The 16,946-nt window shown below is 66.3% G+C and carries 16 protein-coding genes; 5 read left to right on the top strand and 11 right to left on the bottom strand.

Going from position 1 to position 16,946, the window contains the following annotated elements; genetic code table 11:
- Positions 1 to 448: hypothetical protein (locus AL3_RS18805; protein WP_217994781.1), on the top strand; the 448-nt coding region annotated here is incomplete at its 5' end.
- Here AL3_RS18805 and AL3_RS10255 read toward each other — a convergent pair.
- On the bottom strand, positions 403 to 1,356 hold the full coding sequence (locus AL3_RS10255) for a helix-turn-helix transcriptional regulator (protein WP_066300277.1): 954 nt from the start codon (positions 1,354 to 1,356) through the stop codon (positions 403 to 405). The two genes, AL3_RS18805 and AL3_RS10255, sit on opposite strands and share 46 nt — an antisense overlap.
- A gap of 95 nt (positions 1,357 to 1,451) precedes the next feature.
- On the opposite strand from AL3_RS10255, the gene AL3_RS10260 reads away from it, so the two are divergent.
- A complete protein-coding gene (locus tag AL3_RS10260) occupies positions 1,452 to 1,817 on the top strand; it encodes a VOC family protein (protein WP_066300278.1) in 366 nt (121 codons plus the stop codon).
- Positions 1,818 to 1,865: 48 nt separating this feature from the next.
- Here the strand turns inward: AL3_RS10260 and AL3_RS10265 are convergent, their stop codons facing one another.
- The 3 genes from AL3_RS10265 to AL3_RS10275 all read right to left on the bottom strand — a co-directional run bounded on the left by AL3_RS10265 (position 1,866) and on the right by AL3_RS10275 (position 6,182).
- Positions 1,866 to 2,411: a dihydrofolate reductase family protein gene (locus AL3_RS10265; RefSeq protein WP_066300280.1), complete on the bottom strand. Its 546-nt coding sequence runs from the start codon at positions 2,409 to 2,411 to the stop codon at positions 1,866 to 1,868.
- Positions 2,412 to 2,531: 120 nt separating this feature from the next.
- Positions 2,532 to 3,986: a SulP family inorganic anion transporter gene (locus tag AL3_RS10270; protein ID WP_066300283.1), complete on the bottom strand. Its 1,455-nt coding sequence runs from the start codon at positions 3,984 to 3,986 to the stop codon at positions 2,532 to 2,534.
- Between the two features lie 186 nt (positions 3,987 to 4,172).
- Complete coding sequence (locus AL3_RS10275; protein WP_161599330.1) at positions 4,173 to 6,182, bottom strand: KUP/HAK/KT family potassium transporter; 2,010 nt, start codon at positions 6,180 to 6,182, stop codon at positions 4,173 to 4,175.
- A 10-nt stretch (positions 6,183 to 6,192) separates the two neighbouring features.
- On the opposite strand from AL3_RS10275, the gene AL3_RS10280 reads away from it, so the two are divergent.
- A complete protein-coding gene (locus AL3_RS10280; RefSeq protein ID WP_066300289.1) occupies positions 6,193 to 7,206 on the top strand; it encodes a 1-aminocyclopropane-1-carboxylate deaminase in 1,014 nt (337 codons plus the stop codon).
- Between the two features lie 41 nt (positions 7,207 to 7,247).
- Positions 7,248 to 8,147, top strand: a complete 900-nt coding sequence (locus AL3_RS10285; protein WP_066300291.1) for a dihydrodipicolinate synthase family protein — start codon at positions 7,248 to 7,250, stop codon at positions 8,145 to 8,147.
- A 3-nt stretch (positions 8,148 to 8,150) separates the two neighbouring features.
- On the opposite strand, the gene AL3_RS10290 is transcribed toward AL3_RS10285, so the two are convergent.
- From AL3_RS10290 to AL3_RS10300, 3 genes are all read right to left on the bottom strand, one after another.
- The gene (locus tag AL3_RS10290; protein ID WP_066300292.1) at positions 8,151 to 9,500 is read right to left on the bottom strand and encodes a type III PLP-dependent enzyme domain-containing protein; all 1,350 of its coding nucleotides are present in this window, start codon (positions 9,498 to 9,500) and stop codon (positions 8,151 to 8,153) included.
- Positions 9,501 to 9,568: 68 nt separating this feature from the next.
- Complete coding sequence (locus AL3_RS10295; protein ID WP_066300293.1) at positions 9,569 to 11,137, bottom strand: N-acyl-D-amino-acid deacylase family protein; 1,569 nt, start codon at positions 11,135 to 11,137, stop codon at positions 9,569 to 9,571.
- A 7-nt stretch (positions 11,138 to 11,144) separates the two neighbouring features.
- Positions 11,145 to 12,632, bottom strand: coding sequence for a Na+/H+ antiporter NhaC family protein (locus tag AL3_RS10300; protein ID WP_083521664.1), 1,488 nt, complete (start codon positions 12,630 to 12,632; stop codon positions 11,145 to 11,147).
- A gap of 251 nt (positions 12,633 to 12,883) precedes the next feature.
- Between AL3_RS10300 and AL3_RS10305 the strand changes: the two genes are divergently transcribed.
- Complete coding sequence (locus AL3_RS10305; protein WP_161599329.1) at positions 12,884 to 13,483, top strand: response regulator transcription factor; 600 nt, start codon at positions 12,884 to 12,886, stop codon at positions 13,481 to 13,483.
- Between the two features lie 23 nt (positions 13,484 to 13,506).
- Here the strand turns inward: AL3_RS10305 and AL3_RS10310 are convergent, their stop codons facing one another.
- From AL3_RS10310 to AL3_RS10325, 4 genes are read right to left on the bottom strand one after another with little or no spacing between them, the layout of a single operon-like run.
- Entirely contained in the window at positions 13,507 to 14,346 is an 840-nt protein-coding gene (locus AL3_RS10310; RefSeq protein WP_066300297.1) for an ABC transporter ATP-binding protein, read from the bottom strand.
- Complete coding sequence (locus tag AL3_RS10315) at positions 14,343 to 15,140, bottom strand: ABC transporter ATP-binding protein (RefSeq protein WP_066300299.1); 798 nt, start codon at positions 15,138 to 15,140, stop codon at positions 14,343 to 14,345. Before AL3_RS10315 ends, AL3_RS10310 begins: the two co-directional genes overlap by 4 nt.
- A gap of 2 nt (positions 15,141 to 15,142) precedes the next feature.
- Positions 15,143 to 15,997: an ABC transporter permease gene (locus tag AL3_RS10320; RefSeq protein ID WP_083521666.1), complete on the bottom strand. Its 855-nt coding sequence runs from the start codon at positions 15,995 to 15,997 to the stop codon at positions 15,143 to 15,145.
- Positions 15,994 to 16,944, bottom strand: a complete 951-nt coding sequence (locus AL3_RS10325; RefSeq protein ID WP_066300301.1) for an ABC transporter permease — start codon at positions 16,942 to 16,944, stop codon at positions 15,994 to 15,996. The genes AL3_RS10320 and AL3_RS10325 overlap by 4 nt, the downstream gene beginning before the upstream one ends.
- Positions 16,945 to 16,946: the final 2 nt, after the last annotated feature.

Raw genomic sequence — 16,946 nt, forward strand, 5'->3', positions numbered from 1 at the left:
GGACATGGTGGCTCCTTTTCTGCCGGCAGTGCCGGGCGCCGTTGACCTGCTCTTTCGTTCCATCCTTGTCGGAATAGTTGAAAAAGTCAACGGTTTAGGAGCGCATCTATCCCTGGCGCAGCGCCTCTGTTCGTTTGCCTTCCTCTTCTACGGAATCTGCTGCCTGCACCAGAACTGTGATCTCCGCAAGCGGCCCCCACACCCCTTCCTCGGAGTTGGAAACCAGCGCCAACGTCACATCCGCACCGGGATAATAGCCCAGGAGGGCACTGACCCCCGCGTTGATGCCGTCTTTGTAAATCAGACCCGCCTGCCCCTCCGCATCCAGCCGGAAGACCAGCCCATAGCCGTAGTGGAGCTCCCCGGCATCGATCTGGACTTACCGGCCCACGCCCTCGATAGCTACTCCGACCGGTGGCGCTGCGCGATGTCAGACGCGAGCTCATAAAAGCGCCGGCGCGCCTCCGGCGGCGAAAGCACCTCAATATGGTCTCCGAACTGCAGCAGTTGCCGCACCGATTCGGTATCGGGATAGCTGATCTCCACCGAGCACCACCCCCGGCTGGCCGGTCCGGTGTTTATGAGCCGTGATCCCAGGATCCGCGCCGCCAGATCAAGGCGGTCTGCCCGTAAACGCGCGTGAAGGACAACCGGACCGAGGGTCTCCGTCCGTTGCTTGAGGTCCGCCCAGACCGTGCGCAGGTCTTGGCCCGTACGGGTCTTCGCGGCGTTGGGCAGCACCTCATAATTTTCGAGACGATCGAGATTGAAAAGCCTGGGTTCCTGCTCACAATCGGCCACCAGGTACCACCGGCCCGCTTTGGACGCCAGGCCATACGGGTCCACCACCATCCCGGCAGCCTGCCGGGTTCCGCTGTGCCGATACCGAACCCGGAGCCGGTTCCCGACGCGCAGGTCGAGTGCCAGGGCAGCCACATCCGTGGCCTGCCCGGCGGCGGAAAGCCAGCTGGCGTTATCAACGATGACAAGGTCTGCCAGCCCCGGTTTCGAGGCGGCAACTGTGGCCTGACGCGCGGCGATCTTGTGAGTTGCCATTTCGTGGGCGGCTGCCAGACCAAGCTCTTCCCGCTGTGCCCTGTCCAGGCCAGCTAGGGACAGAGCTTCCATCTCGGGCGGTTCAAGGTGAGAGGCGTTCAACCGGCTGCCCGGGAGCAAAACGATGCCGCCCCGCCTGCCCCGCTCTGCGTAGACGGGAACCCCAGCGGCTGACAGTGCTTCCACGTCACGGAGAACCGTTCGCTGGGACACTTCCAGCCGTTCGGCCAGTTCGCGGGTGGTCATCCGGTTCCGCGTTTGCAGGACCAGAAGCATGGCCAGTAGGCGGGAGGCTCTCATGATTCACCATCATGGCGTAAAACATGACAGGTTCTGTCGGGATTCACCGCTTGAGTCAGCCTGAAGTGTTTTCCCCCGTCGTTTGAGGAGACCCCATGACTGCGCCCAACTTGTTCCTGATCTATGTCCGGGAGGCTGAAGCTGCCACGGCGTTCTATCGTTCGCTGTTCGACATTGAGCCTGTGTTCACCAGCCCCCGGTACGTCGCTTTCGAGGCTGCGCCGGGAGTGCTCTTCGCTTTGTGGACCGGACGCAGCGACCACGCGGAGCCCGCCATGCCGCGGACCTCCGAAATCGGCCTGATGATTCCAGGGGCCGCATCTGCGGTAGACGAGGTCTTTGCGGAGTGGGAAGCCAAGGGGGTCACGGTGCTGGAGCGACCCCACAATGATGTCTTCGGCCGCACTTTCGTGGTCGCCGATCCGGATGGGAACCTCATCCGGGTCTCACCCATGGACTGATGTTCAGGAGCGAACTGACGCGGCGGGATCAGCGCGGCCTTTGGGCACCTATCCCGGCGTTAACACCCGGAACCGCAGGTGGATCCCACCGGCAAAGGCCTCGGTCTCCAACCGTTCCAGCTTTACCGGGTGCTCCAGTCCGCTGAACAGGGAGATGCCCTGGCCCAGCAGGATCGGCACTACATGCAGCTGGATTTCATCCACGAGCCCCAGCTCGAGGCACTGCCGGGAAATGCTGCCGCCGAGGAGGGCTACGGACTTGTCTCCTGCCGCGGCCTGCGCCAGGTCGACGGCCTGCCGGATGTCATCAACGAACGTGTACGTTGTGCCGTCCTTGTCGACCGGGCCGCGGAGCGAATGCGTCATCAGGAACACCGGAACCTTCAGCATGCCGCCGTAGGGTTCCTCCCCCTCTTCGATGGTCTGGGTTTTGTTGGCGCCGCCCACCACCGCGCCAATTTCCTGGACAACGCGGTTCACCAGCGCCGTATCCGCCTCCACCGACTCGACGTCGAACATCCAGTCGACGCCGCCCTCGCGGTCCGCCATAAAACCGTCCACGGTCACCGTTGCGTGAATCAGGACTTTTCCCATGTTTCCGCCCGCCTGCTCGCTGTTGGTCCCGGCGTTGGCCCGGTGAAGTTCCAGGCGGTCCGCGGGGTTCAGGCTATTTCTAGCGTGCGGGCGGCAGCCGCACCAGAGGTCGAATCCCGGTCAGCCGCCCAACTCTCCGGAAAGCCGGTCCTGCAGGGAGAGCGAGGAGTCGTTCAGCCCCGTGATCCGCACCGTCTTACCCCGGCTGCGGTACTTCTCGGTGATCGCGTCCAGCGCGGCAACCGTAGACGCGTCCCAGACATGCGAAGCGCTCATGTCGATGACTATCTCCTCCGGATCCAGGGCGTACTCGAACTGGGTATACAGGTCATTGGAGGAGGCGAAGAACAACTCGCCCTGCACCGCGTAGGTGACCGTTCCGCCGTCGTCCGCCAGGGTCCGCTGAACCGTGACGAAGTGCGCGACCCGCCGGGCGAACAGCACCATGGCCGCCAGCACACCGGCCCCGACGCCGATCGCGAGGTTGTGCGTTATGACGGTGGCCAGCACGGTGATCAGCATGACCGCTGTTTCCGACTTGGGCATGCGCCGCAGGGTGGAGGGGCGGACGCTGTGCCAGTCGAACGCGGCCCAGGCCACGAAAATCATGACCGCGACCAGCGCGGCCATGGGAATCAACGCCACGATGTCGCCCAGCACCACCACCAGGATCAGCAGGAAAACTCCGGCCAGGAACGTGGAAATCCGGGTCCGGGCGCCGGAGGCCTTCACGTTCATCATGGTCTGCCCGACGACGGCACAGCCGCCCATCCCACCGAAGAACCCCGTGACAATATTGGCGATGCCCTGCCCGGCGGCCTCGCGGGGCTTGGAGGACCGGGTGTCGGTGATGTCGTCAACCAGCTTGGCGGTCAGCAGCGATTCGAGCAGGCCCACGAACGCCATGGCCACGGCGAAGGGGGCAATGATCTGCAGGGTTTCCAGGGTCAGCGGAACATCGGGGAAGAGCAGGGCGGGCAGGCTGTCGGGCAGCTCGCCCTTGTCCCCCACGGTCGGAACGTTCCAGCCGGCAGCAGCGGCGGCAACCGTCAGCAGGACGATCGCGACCAGCGGCGCGGGCACCGCCGTCGTCAGCCGGGGCAGGCCGAAAACGATCAGCAGCCCGACGGCGACAATCGGGTAAACCAGCCACGGCACGCCGATGAGCTCGGGCAGCTGGGAGGAAAACACCAGGATGGCCAGGGCGTTCACGAACCCCACCATCACCGACCGCGGAATAAAGCGCATCAGCTTGGCGACGCCTGCGAGCGCGAGCAGGATCTGGATAACCCCGGCCAGGATCACGGTGGGCACCAGATACTCGACGCCGTGGTTCGCCACGACCGGGGCAATGACCAGGGCGACGGCGCCGGTGGCAGCGGAGATCATCGCCGGCCGGCCGCCCACAAAAGCAATGGTCACGGCCATGGTGAAGGAGGCGAACAGGCCCATCCGCGGGTCGACGCCGGCGATGACCGAGAAGGCAATGGCCTCCGGGATCAGGGCCAGGGCCACCACCAGGCCGGCCAGCACCTCGGTCTTCAGCAGCCGCGGCGAGCGCAGCGTGGAGAGCACGGTCTGCCTTGCGGCGGGGGCAGCGTTCGGGGCAGGCGTTGGAGCGGGGAGCGGGACAGGACGGGACAAGGCGGTTCCATTCGGGTGTGCGGGATATTCGGCGGCCGGGACGGAGTGCCGGGGCCGTGCGTCGAATCCGGTTCCAGAATACCGCCGCCGGTCCGGGTGCCTGACCTGGGGTCCGCGCTACCGGAGTAGGACTTCCCGTCCGATGATCATTGTCTGGCCGGGTGGCAGCTGGGTATGCGCTGCCCAGGGCAGCGAGGTGCGCTGCAGGATGATGAAAAGCCGTTGCTGCCATTGCGGCAGCGCCGATGCGCGGTTTGCCACCGCGGTTTCCGCTGAGACCACGAACGTGGCGGACTCCGTGTGCGCAGTCTCGAAATCCGCCTCGGGGAGGCGGGCAGCTGCCAGCAGGGCATCGAAGATCCGCAAGGGCTCCCGATAGCCGAATTCCACGTCCACCGCTGTTACCCCGACGGTGACTTCGTGTGCGGTGATGGTGCGTCCATACGGTGTGGTGGTGGTGCGGGTCGACATCAGGATCACGTGCCGCGAGAGGACGGTGTAGCGGTCGAGGATGGTCGTGAGGGAGCTCGGCGCCGAACCGGGATGCGCCGTGAGGTACACGGTTGTTCCCGGGACCCGGGGGGCAGCGGAGAGCCGGTCCACAATGCCGGCTACCGCAGGCTCCGTCTCCCGCCGGGAGTCGGCGATTCTCCGGGCACCCTGCCACCAGGTGATCATCAGCAGCACCAGGGCAGACCCCACCCCAAGCGGTATCCAGCCTCCACTGGAGACCTTCGCAAGGTTGGCAAGGAAGAACCCGGACATCACAAGAAGCATGGCTGCCACAGTCAGCCCGGACAAACGCCGGAGCTGCCCGCGCAGCAGCAGGAGCAGTAAAAGAAGGGTAATGGTCATACTGATGGTCAGGGTGACCGCAATTCCGTAGGCAGATGCAAGTGCCGCAGAGCTCTGGAAAATCACGACGAGCGCAATCACCGCCAGCGCCAGCAGCAGGTTGACCCCGGGAAGGTAAATCTGGCCGCGTTCCAAGGCCGAGGTATGGATCACCCGGAACCGCGGCAGCAGATCGAGCCGGGCAGCCTGCTGAACCACGCTGTACGCCCCTGCGATCACAGCCTGTGAAGCAATGACCGTTGCCGCTGTGGCGAGAATGACCATCGGCGCAGCGGCCCATCCGGGTACGGATGCGTAGAAGGTGTTGGCCGCGGCGGAGGGATCCCGCAGTACCGCCGATGCCTGACCGAGGTAGGTGATCACCAGGCTCGGGGAGACGACGGCGAGCCACGCCATGGTGATGGAGCGCCGCCCGAAGTGGCCCATGTCGGCGAACAACGCTTCGGCACCCGTGACCGCGAGCACGACCCCGCCGAGGGCGAGGAATGCCGCCCACGGGTAGGCCGCCACCAGCAGGAGAATCCAGTGCGGAGAAAGTGCGGCTAATGCGTCCGGTGTCTGGACCAGGGACATCAGCCCGAAGACGGCGGCGGCGATGAACCAGAGCAGCATCACGGGACCAAAGACACCACCGATCCGGGCCGTACCGAGGCGCTGCACGAGGAAGAGGACGGCTAACACGGCAACGGTGATCGGGACCACCAGGGAAGCGAGTCCCGGCGTTACCGTCTCCAGCCCCTCGACCGCCGACAAAACCGAGATCGCCGGAGTGATCATGCTGTCGCCGAGGAACATTGCTGCCCCGATGATCGCCAGGACCGTGGCTGCTGCGCCTAGACGAGGGGCGGGCCGCGACCGCCGCAGGAGAGCGAGCAGCGACAGCAATCCACCTTCTCCCTCGTTATCAAACCGGAGGAGGATGCCCACGTACAGCACCGTGACCACGAGCGTGATCGACCAGATCACCATCGATGTCACACCGAAGATGATGACCCGGTCCGTACCTCCGCCGGCGAGTCCCAGCGTCGTGCCGAGGGCGTACAGCGGGCTCGTGCCAATGTCACCAAAAACGACGCCGAGCGCGGCGAGGGAGGCCAGGGGTGCCGCAGATTTCGTTGCCCTTGCCACCATCGGCTCCTCGGCATTGTCCTTCGCTCCCTGCTCGATTCGCTTGACCGTAGCACCGGTGCTGGGCGCCGAGGAACGTAGCCGGCCAAGGGGCGGCTTACCGTCCTCAAGTCGGTCAGCGCCGTGCCCTTCCCCGTGGGGCATACTCGTCCCCATGGCCATCACAGACTTTGAGCGCTATCCGCTGACCTTCGGGCCGAGCCCGGTTCACCCGCTCCCCCGCCTGAGCCAGCATCTGGGCGGCGGCGTCGAGATCTGGGCGAAGCGGGAGGACGTCAACAGCGGCCTGGCCTTCGGCGGCAACAAGACCCGCAAGCTGGAGTACCTGGTGCCGGACGCGCTGGCGCAGGGTGCGGACACGCTGGTCTCCATCGGCGGCTACCAGTCCAACCACACCCGGCAGGTGGCCGCCGTTGCGGCGAAGCTGGGCCTGAAAGCGCGGCTGGTGCAGGAGAACTGGGTGGACTGGCCGGACCCGCTCTCGGACCGCGTGGGCAACATCCAGCTCTCCCGGCTCATGGGAGCCGACGTCCGGCTGGACAGCGCGGGCTTCGACATCGGCATCCGCAGCAGCTGGGAGGCCGCGATCGACGAGGTTAAGGCCGACGGCGGCACCCCCTACGCGATTCCGGCCGGCGCCTCGGACCACCCGCTGGGCGGCCTGGGGTTCGCCAACTGGGCGTACGAAGTGGAGCAGCAGGAGCGTGAGCTCGGCATCTTCTTCGACACCATCATTGTCTGCACCGTCACCGGCTCCACCCACGCCGGCATGATCGCCGGTTTCGCAGGCCAGGAGCGGCCGCGCCGGGTGATCGGCATCGATGCCTCCGCCACTTTGCAGAAGACCCGCAGCCAGGTGGAGCGCATCGCGCGGAACACGGCGGAGCTGATCGGCCTGGGCCGGGACCTGCGCGAGGATGAGATCACCGTCTTGGAGGGCTGGGCCGGGGATCTCTACGGCATTCCGGTCGAGTCCACGCTGGAAGCGATCCGGCTCGGAGCATCGCTCGAGGCCATGATCACCGACCCGGTTTATGAGGGGAAGTCCCTGGCCGGCCTGATCGACCTGGTGACCAGCGGCGGCATCCCGGCCGGCAGCAGGGTGCTGTATGCGCATCTCGGCGGACAGCTGGCACTCAACGCGTACAGCGGACTGTTCCGCTCGTAATACTTGCCGGGCCCGCCGGGGTGCGGGGTTAAAGTCAGCTCATGTTCACCGGCCTCAGCGCATTTCCCTTGACCCCGCTTAAAGACGATGCCGTTGATGAGGTCTCCTTCACTGGCCTCATCAAGCGGCTCACAGCTGCCGGCGTCGACTCCATTACCGCCCTCGGGTCCACCGGATCCTACGCGTACCTCACTGCCGGCGAACGTGCCCGGGTGGCCCGGCTGGCGGTGGAACACGCGGGTGGAACACCTGTGTTCGTGGGCGTCGGAGCCCTGCGGACCTCCTACGTCCTGGCCAATGTGCGGTCCGCGGAGGCGGCGGGCGCAGCAGGAATCCTGCTGGCGCCCATGAGCTACCAGCCCCTGACCGACGACGACGTGTTCGGCCTTTTCCAGACCATCACGGCCGGCACGGAGTTGCCGGTGATCGTCTATGACAACCCCGCCACCACGCATTTCAGCTTCAGCACCGGACTGTACGCACGGATCGCGGAGCTGCCCGGGATCGCGTCCGTCAAGATCCCCGGCGTTCCGGCCGACCCGGCACAGGCGCGCGAACGGGTTGAGGGGATCCGGGCGGTCCTGCCGGAGCACGTCACCATCGGCGTCTCGGGGGATGCGACGGCGGCAGACGGCCTGGCCGCGGGCTGCGACACCTGGTACTCGGTCATTGCCGGCATCCTCCCGGCGCCCGCCCTGCGGATTCTGCATGCCGCCCAGGCCGGCCGGCTGGCCGGCGCCGCAGCTGAATCCGCGCGGCTGGCTCCGCTCTGGCAGCTCTTCGCCGAGTTCGGCAGCCTCCGCGTCACTGCCGCTATCGCCGAGCAGTTGGGCCTGGTGCCCGAGGGCTGCCTGCCGCTGCCGATCCGCGGGCTGGACGGCGCGCAGCGCCGGCGGGTTGCCGCGGTGGTCAGTGAGATTGGGCCCGCCGCTGCCGGTTGAGGTTCAGCCCACCCGCTGCGAACCAGCCCGGGACCAGGGAACCCGGTCCGCGCCGTGCAGCCCGCTGCCGCTGGCCGCCAGTAGGCCGTCCATGGACTGCTGCTCACGCAGCAGCGTGAAACTGACGGTGCCGCTGCCATCGACAGCTGCCCCGTAGACCGGCGGCTGCTGGATCGAGTTGTAGGTGAACGGGGTGCTGGCGTAGTAGGCGCCGGTGTCGAGCAGGGCCACCAGATCCCCCGGTTCCAGCAGGGGCAGGTCCCGGTTACGGGCAACGACGTCACCGGCGAAGCAGCAGGGACCGGCCACATCCTGGCCAACCTCCGCGCCGGTTTTCCGGCTGCCGTCCGCGGTGTGGGCGGAGACCCGGAGCGGCCAGGCTTCCGGCATAAACACCGTGCGTGTGGCAACCTGCGCACCGGCATGGGTGATGGCGATGTGCTGGCCGCCGGATACCTTGGTGTACTCCACGAAGGCCGCAGTGAACCCCGCCTTGGCCAGGATGCTGCGGCCGAACTCGGTCACCACGGAGTAGCCGCCGCTGAAGAGGGCGGGAGCGCTTTCCTGAAGCTGGGCAACGTACGCATCGAAGGCAGCCACCGGCTCATCGGACTCAAAGTCGACCGGCAGGCCGCCGCCAATGTCGATCGTCCTGATCTGCTGGAAACCGGCCCGCCGGTTTACTTCCTCCGCCAGGTCCACCACCTTGGCAATGCCCGCACCGATGAGCGGCAGGGGGCAGCCCTGCGATCCCACGTGGGTATGGATCCGGTTCATCGCGGGGTCCGCCGCATACGCAGCCAGGATCTGCTCCCGCAGCCCCGGGTCCTGGAGCGGCACACCGAACTTGGAGGACGCGCCGGCCGTACTCATCGCGGCAATGCCGCCCAGGCCGATCTGCGGATTAATCCGCAGGCCCAGGGAAGATCCGCTGGGGTTCTGCGCCCGGAGCGCCTTGATCCGCTCCAGTTCCTGGAAGTTGTCAATGTTCAGGGCGATGCCGGCGGCGAGCGCCTGGCGCAGTTCCCTGGCGGTCTTAGCGGGGGAATCGAAAACGATTTCCTGCGGGGAGAACCCGGCGGCCAGCGCCTGGGCCAATTCCCCCTCACTGGCCACCTCACAGCCCATGCCGAGGTCACGCAGCCCGGCCAGGACCGGAACAATGGAGTTCGCTTTCGCGGCAAACGCGTGCAGCACCGGAACCCCGCCGGGGAAGGCGCTCATCAGGGCAGCGACGTTCTCAGCGGCCAGGTCAAGGTCCAGGAACGCAGCCAGCGGAATTTCCTCCGGCTCAAGCAGCCCCCCGGCCACCGCTGCCTGCAGGATTTTTTCCCGCCGTGCAGGCCCACTCATTGTTTCCAAAATCCCGATCCCAACTCTCGTTTCGTGTACTGTTCCAGGCCCGTGCACTGTCACGGCCCCTAAAGGACGTGTCCGGCCCGGACGCCCGTCGCCGCGCCGTCGGCCCAGACGGTTTCCCCGCCCACAACAACGTGCGTGATGCCGGTGGACAGCTGCCAGGGCTCGCTGTAGGTGGAGTGGTCCGCGACCGATTCCGGGTCAAAGACCGTCAGGTCCGCCACCTTTCCGACGCCGATGGTTCCGCGGTCCGTCAGGCCTGCGCGGCCGGCGGGCAGCGAGGTCATCTTGCGCACTGCCTCCTCCGGGGAAATGGTCCCGAGTTCCCGGACGTAACGGCCCAGCACCCGGGTAAAGGTTCCGAAGCTGCGCGGGTGCGGGGTTCCCGCACCGGACTCCGTCATGATCCAGCCGTCGCTGGCGACTGAGACGAACGGATCGCGCAGCGCGGCCTCTACATCGGCGTCGGCCATTGCGTGGTTAACGATCGCCACGGTTGCCCGGTGCTCTGCGAGGACATCCAGGGCCGCGTCTGCCGGGGAGAGTCCGGCTGCGGACGCGACGTCCGTCAGCGGGTGACCGATCCACGGCGAGTATTTCCCCTGCGGCATGCTGGCCAGGACGATTCCTGCCGGGTCGATTTCGCCTTCGAAGCGCTGTGCGAGCGCGGCGCTGATCCGCCGGCGTTCGTCCGGATCGGCGAGCCGGGCCAGCAGCGCCGGCCCGCCGCCGTCGAGGCTCCAGTCCGGAAGCCGTGAGTTGAGCGTGGTGCTGGAGGCGGTGTAGGGATACACGTCTGCCGTGACGTCCAGGCCTTCAGCCCGGGCATCTGCCATCAGCTGCAGGGCTTCAGCGACTTTGCCGTGGTTCCGCGGACCCATGGCCTTGATGTGGGAGATTTCCAGCCGCACGCCGGTGGCCCGGGCGACGGCGATGGCTTCCGCCACGGCTTCGAGCAGGTGGTCCGTCTCATTGCGCATGTGGGTGGAGTAGAGCATCCCGCAGTCGGCGGCTGTCTGCGCCAGCGCGGTGACCTCCTCGGTGCTGGCATAGGAACACGGTGCGTAGATCAGTCCGGTGGAATAACCCCTCACCCCCTGGGCAGCAGCCTCGCGGAGCAGGTCCTGCATCTGCTCCAGTTCGCCCGGCGCCGGTGCCCGCTGTTCGTCACCGATCACTGCCAGCCGGAGGGCGCTGTGACCCACCTGCAGCGCGGTGTTGACGGCAGGCCGGGCAGCGGCCAGGCTGCCGGCAAAACCGGAGGCGTCCTGCCAGTCCCAGGGCAGCACGGGTTCCAGGAACGACGCCGCGCTCTTCAGTGCGTCTACATCCTTCAATGGAAACGGTGAGCTCCCGCAGTTGCCGGTCAGCAGGGTGGTGACGCCCTGGCTGATCTGGGTGAGTGCCTGCGGGTCGGTTCCCAGCGTGAAGTCCGCGTGCGAGTGCAGGTCAATGAAGCCGGGGGCCAGCACCTGTCCGCCGGCGTTGAGGACGGCGGCAGCCTGCAGGTCCGTATCGGAGACGGCGGCGATCCTGCCGCCGCGGATCCCGACGGCGCCGCGCCGGGCCGGGGCTCCGGTGCCGTCGATGATGCGTGCGTTGTTGATGGCCAGGTCAAATGTGGTGGTCATGGGGTCCCTATCGAGTCTGGATGAAGAGCATGATGCCGTACATCAGGCAGGCTGGGATCAGCAGCATCCAGCCGGTGATCATCATGTTCTTCAGGTTTTGGGAGCGGGCCAGTCCCATCACGCCCACCATGTTGGCGTTGGGGAACGGACCGTAGGTGTCCGCCTTCGAGGCGAAGAGCAGGATGATGATCCAGCTCGCCGGGGTGATGCCGAGGCTGGTGCCCAGGGCGCCGAAGACCTTGTGCAGCAGGACCACCTGCGCGGCGGTGGCTCCCGGCACCCCTACCCAGCCGAGCAGGGCGATCAGCACCGCGAAGACGAAGGCGGAGCTGCCGGCCAGTCCCACCTCGAAGTATCCGAGGACGACGTCGAACGGGGCCAGCCTGTCGATGATGATGAACAGTGCCGCCAACAGCCAGAACAGGATGAACATGCTGACCATCGACGCTGCGCCCTTGTACATCAGGGCCATGGTCTGGGTAATGCCCAGCCGTCCGGCGAGTCCGGTGGCGATGCCGATGAGGGGCAGGGCCAGCAGCGGAAAGGCGGTGCCCGCTGCCGTGACAATGGCATAGGCAACGCTGGCAGCCAGCACCAGGGCAAACACGATGGTGGTGAAGCCGGCCCGGGCCGGCACGGCGGCGTCTTCCACTCCGGCCTCGTCTGCCTGATAGTGGTCGCCCGTGTTTTCGGTGCGCCGCTGCATCCACTGGACGATGAACGGTCCCAGTGCCAGGGACAGCAGGGCCAGCGGTCCGGCACCGTAAAGCAGGTAGTCAAGGTAGCCGACGCCGGCCGCGGACATGATGGCGACGTTTGAGCCGGCGAACGGAGCCACGGCCAGGCCGGCGCAGCCGCCAATGAACATCATCGACGCTGTGGCGGAGCGGGTGAAGCCCAGCCTGGCGGCGATCGGCAGCAGGATCGGCGCCGCAATGGCGAGTGCCCCGGCAAGGGTGCCCAGGCTGGCCACCAGCAGGCCGGTGGAGATCATCACCCCGAAGATCACGGCCACCGGGTTGTTCTCCCCGACCGCCCGCATGACTCCCCGGACGATCATGGTGGCCACACCGGTCTTTTTCAGCACCTCGCCAACGCCGGCGCCCAGCATGATGATCAGACCGATCATGGTGACCAGGTCCGCCAGGGAATCCCCCAGCAGGACACTGAATTCCACCGGGGTGGGGTGCAGGACCAGGACGCCGGAGAGGAGCGCCACGAGCGTGGCAACCACAATGTCCATGCCGAGCAGGCAGAGAACGGCGTACAGGGCAATGGGAAGCAGGCCCCACAGCGTGGGGGCTCCCGCAGTCAGGCCGCCCACCAGGGAAGCGAGCAGTCCCGCGGCCGCCAGTGACCAGAGGAGCCGCGTCCGTGCCGGTGTATTGCCGGTACCGGCGGAGGAGGCTGCGGCAGCGCGGGAGGTCTCCGGCCCGCTGCCGTCCTGCCCCGGTGTCTGCCCCGGCGGCGGTTCAACGTGTGTCTGCGTGTTCATCTGAACCCTTCGTCTTTGAACCGGACCGCGGGAAGTCTGTCCGCCGGGTCCGGTATTCCTGTTACGACGCTAAGTGGGATGCCCGGGGAAAAGATCAGTCTTAGGGGATGAGATTCCGCGTAAAAACTGCGTGCCGATTAGTGCAGGGGCGGGTCTGGGCGGAAACTTATCCGGTGACACGTTCCACGCTCCAGACATCCGCACCGGCTCCCGGCGGTCCGCAGCGCCCCGGAATCCCGCCAGGGGAAACGGTGACAAAAATCCTGCTGGTGGAAGACCACCCCATTGTCCGGCTCGGTCTGCGGACCGTCCTGGAAGCGCAGCCGGACATGCAGATTACCGGCGAAACGTCGTCGGAATCCCAGGCCCTGGCAGCCGTGAAGGCGGCCCGGCCCGACGTCGTTATTCTTCCCCTGCGGTTGGGCGGGGAGCTGCGCGGCGTGGAACTCTGCCGGGAGATCAAGAACGCCCCGGATGCTCCCCATGTCCTGATCTACACGTCCTACAATTCCCGGGAAGACGCCTCTTCCGCGTACCTCTCCGGTGCCGACAGTTTCCTGCACAAGGGCGAAAAGGCGAGCCGGCTGCTGGACACCGTGCGGGCGATTGCCGCCGGACGGCGGGTCTGGATCCTGGGCACAGAGAGCTCCGAGCAGCTCGAAAGCCTGGAACAGCGGGTGCAGAAATCCCGGATCACTTCCCGCGAACGCGAAATCCTCGGCTTCATGCTGCAGCGTTTCACGAATGCGGAAATCGCCAACGAATTGTTCATTGAAATTCCCACGGTGAAGTCACATGTGAGCAGCATCCTGCAAAAACTTGGGCTCCGCAGCCGTCAGGACCTCTTCTAGGGAACGCAGCGGCGTTCCCTGGATCAGCCCTGCGACGCTGCCTCGAACACGCGGCGCCGTTCAATCACCGTGTGCGGATCCCATCCGGGACCGGGCACCGAAGACACCAGGAGCTGGGTGTAGGCATGCTGCGGCCGGTCCAGGACAGCCTGGGTTGGCCCCTCTTCCAGGACGGATCCGCGGTACATCACCAGGACGTCATCCGTAACCCGCCGGACCACGGCCAGGTCATGGCTGACGAACAGCAGCGCAATACCCGAGTCCTGCCGAATCTGGTTCAGCAGGTCCAGGATCTGGGCCTGAACTGAAACGTCCAGGGCCGACACTGCTTCGTCGAGTACCAGGACGGCCGGCTCCACTGCCAGTGCCCGGGCGATCGCCACCCGCTGGCGCTGGCCGCCGCTGAGCTGGTGCGGCTTCGATGCCGCGTGGCCGCTGCTCAGCCCCACCTGCTCCAGCAGGCCCTTGACCCGGCCCGGGAATTCAGCGGAGGTGCCCAGACCGTGCAGCGCCATGGCCTGGCGGAGGCACTGCTCCACTGTCAGCCGGCGGTCCAGGGAACCATAGGGGTCCTGGAACACCATCTGAACGGCCCTCGCACGGGCCAGGCGTTCGCGCCGTCCACGCGGTTTGCCGGACAGATCCTGCCCCTGGATCGTCATCGTTCCCGCATCCGGCCGTTCCAGGCCCACAAGCATGCGGGCTACCGTGGTTTTTCCGGAGCCAGACTCCCCCACCAGCCCCAGGGATTGTCCCGCGGCGAGGACAAAACTCACGTTCTCCGCAGCGACAACCGGCGGCTCATGACTGCCCATGCCAAAGCTCTTGTGCAGCCCCTGGGCCGCAAGCACCTGCTGGTTCATACCGAGTCCTCCTTCAGGGACGTGGGTTCGCTGAGCGAGGGGACCGCGGCCAGGAGCCGGCGGGTGTACTCGTGCCCCGCGGCACCGAACAAGTCGCTGCCGGCCAGTTCCTCGACAACGGATCCCTGGTACATCACGTAAACCCGGTCGCAGTAGGCAGCGGCCAGGTGCAGGTCGTGGGTGATGAACAGGACCCCCAGTCCGCGCTTTTCCTGCAGGTCCCGCAGGATCGCCAGGACCTCGGCCTGGGTCGTTACGTCCAGGGCCGAGGTGGGTTCATCCGCAAGCAGCAGCTCCGGCTCAGTGGTCAGGGCGGCTGCGATCATCACCCGCTGCAGCATGCCGCCGGAGAGTTCATGCGGGTACTGCCGCATCCGTTTTTCCGGCTGCCGGATTCCGACGGCGTCCAGCAGGCCCAGCGCCTGCGCCGCCGCGGCCCTGCGGTCCCGGCCATGGACGTGCACCAGCCGTTCGGTCAGGGAGTCACCGATCCGCCGGACCGGGTTCAGGGCAGCGCGGGGATCCTGATGGATCATCGCGGCAGCAGCGGTCCGGACCCTGCGGATGTCCTCGGGTGAGCCGGGCAGCACCTGCGTTCCGGCCACCGAAATACAGCCGGCCACGCTGGCGGTGCCCGGGTACAGGCGCAGCACGGCCCGGGCTGTCGTGGACTTGCCCGAACCGGATTCACCCACCAGTCCCACGACCTCCCCCGCCTTAACGCTCAGGCTGACCTGGTTTAAAATGCGTTTGCTGCCGATGGACAGATCGAGGTTCTCAATTTCCAGTAGCATTTCTATCCCTCAAACCTGGAGTTCAGGCGGTCGGCCAAACGCACGCCGACCACGTTGACAGCAACCACCACGGCAGCGATGGCCGCGCCCGGGACCAGCGTGGGCCAGAACTGGCCCTGGATAATTCCGGCCTGTCCCTGCTGGACCATCAGGCCCCACTCCGAGCTTGGCGGCTGTGCCCCAAAGCCCAGGAAGCTGAGTGTCGCCAGGCTCATAAGCCCCTCGCCGAAGAGCACCACCAGGTAACCCAGCAGCGGTGGTGCCAGGTTCGGCACGATGTACCGGACGCAGAGCATCAAACCGCCCACACCCTGCACGCGGTAGGCATCAACATAGGGTTTGGCCATTTCCGCCAGGGCCAGGGAGCGGGTGAACTTGGCGATGACCGGTGCGTACGCCAGTGCCAGCGCGGCGATCGCCGTCAGCGGCCCCTTGCCGAACACGGCGATGACCAGCACCACGAACAACAGCCCCGGGAAGGCGAACATCACGTCGGTGATCCGGGCCAGCAGGACGTCGATCCAGCCCCCGTTCCACGCCGCGATGGTCCCGATCGCGACTCCGAGGATGGTGGCCAGCGTCAGAAGAACCAGCGGCCCGAGCAGGGATTCCCGTGCACCGTGGACCACCCGGGACAGCAGGTCCTGCCCCACCTGGTCGGTCCCCAGCAGATGGGCGCTGCCGGGTGCCTGCCAGATCGCAGTGAAGTCCACGGCGCCCGGCGGATAGGGTGCGATCCACGGAGCCAGCACTGCCGCCAGCACCATCAGGGCGAGGAAACCGAGGCTGACCAAGTAGGGAAGGTCGGACTTCCGGGGCAGCGCCGGGGCAGGGGCGGTCGCTTGAACGGTGCTCATGCTTTTTTGTCCTTTGCCTTCAGCCGCGGATCGAGCAGGGGGTGGACCAGATCAACCAGTGTGGTCACCACCATGTAGGTGATGACCATGTACAGCAGCACCGCCTGCACCACCGGGAAGTCGTGTGTGTTGATCGCATCCACGAGCAGCTTGCCGACGCCGCTGATGCCGAACACGCTTTCGACGACGACGGTTCCGGCCAGCATGCTGGCCACGACCAGCGCGATCATGGTGAGGATGGGACCCCACGAGTTGCGCAGGACATGCCGGACAACGACTTTGCTTCCGGACAGGCCGAAGCTGCGGGCAGCTTCGACATGGTCCAGCGAAAACTGCTCAACCATCGATTGGCGGGTAACGCGGCTGACGATTGCCACGGCTCCCACCGCGAGTGCGCTGGCGGGAAGGATCAGGTGGTGCAGGCGGTCCGCCAGCCCCTCCCCTGCTCCCGACACCGGGAACATCCCCAGCTGGACTGCGAAAACGGAGACCAGCACCAGCCCGATGACGAAGGAGGGCACGGATGAGGCGAACGTGGTCACGGCGGTGATGGCCGAATCGGTCCGGCGTCCCTGCCGCAGGGCCGAGAGGATTCCCAGTCCAATGCCGGCCACAATGAAGAACACCGAGGAAAGGGCCACCAGGCCCAGCGTGGCCGGCAGCCGGCTGGCCATCAGCGCAGCCACCGGCTGGTGGTACTGGAAGGAGACCCCCAGATTCCCGGTGACTGCACTGGATGCCCAGAGCCAGTACTGCACCAGCAGCGGCTGGTCCAGGTTGTACTGGGCGCGTACTTCGGCGACCCGCTCCGGAGTGATGTTCTCCGGGTTGCCGATCAGGAAGGTCACGGGATCACCGGGGGCCGCGTACATGGCCGCGAAGATGATGAAGGAGCTCACCACCAGGGTCACGGCCATGCCCGCCAATCGATAGGCTGTGCGTTTCATGG

The sequence above is a fragment of the Arthrobacter luteolus NBRC 107841 genome (assembly GCF_001552075.1).
GTDB classification, from domain to species: domain Bacteria; phylum Actinomycetota; class Actinomycetes; order Actinomycetales; family Micrococcaceae; genus Arthrobacter_B; species Arthrobacter_B luteolus.

Coding starts and splice junctions, on each gene's coding strand:
- AL3_RS10255 (WP_066300277.1), bottom strand. CDS start 1,356: ATGAGAGCCTCCCGCCTACTGGCCATGCTTCTGGTCCTGCAAACGCGG.
- AL3_RS10260 (WP_066300278.1), top strand. CDS start 1,452: ATGACTGCGCCCAACTTGTTCCTGATCTATGTCCGGGAGGCTGAAGCT.
- AL3_RS10265 (WP_066300280.1), bottom strand. CDS start 2,411: ATGGGAAAAGTCCTGATTCACGCAACGGTGACCGTGGACGGTTTTATG.
- AL3_RS10275 (WP_161599330.1), bottom strand. CDS start 6,182: ATGCCCCACGGGGAAGGGCACGGCGCTGACCGACTTGAGGACGGTAAG.
- AL3_RS10280 (WP_066300289.1), top strand. CDS start 6,193: ATGGCCATCACAGACTTTGAGCGCTATCCGCTGACCTTCGGGCCGAGC.
- AL3_RS10285 (WP_066300291.1), top strand. CDS start 7,248: ATGTTCACCGGCCTCAGCGCATTTCCCTTGACCCCGCTTAAAGACGAT.
- AL3_RS10290 (WP_066300292.1), bottom strand. CDS start 9,500: ATGAGTGGGCCTGCACGGCGGGAAAAAATCCTGCAGGCAGCGGTGGCC.
- AL3_RS10295 (WP_066300293.1), bottom strand. CDS start 11,137: ATGACCACCACATTTGACCTGGCCATCAACAACGCACGCATCATCGAC.
- AL3_RS10300 (WP_083521664.1), bottom strand. CDS start 12,632: ATGAACACGCAGACACACGTTGAACCGCCGCCGGGGCAGACACCGGGG.
- AL3_RS10310 (WP_066300297.1), bottom strand. CDS start 14,346: ATGAACCAGCAGGTGCTTGCGGCCCAGGGGCTGCACAAGAGCTTTGGC.
- AL3_RS10315 (WP_066300299.1), bottom strand. CDS start 15,140: ATGCTACTGGAAATTGAGAACCTCGATCTGTCCATCGGCAGCAAACGC.
- AL3_RS10320 (WP_083521666.1), bottom strand. CDS start 15,997: ATGAGCACCGTTCAAGCGACCGCCCCTGCCCCGGCGCTGCCCCGGAAG.
- AL3_RS10325 (WP_066300301.1), bottom strand. CDS start 16,944: ATGAAACGCACAGCCTATCGATTGGCGGGCATGGCCGTGACCCTGGTG.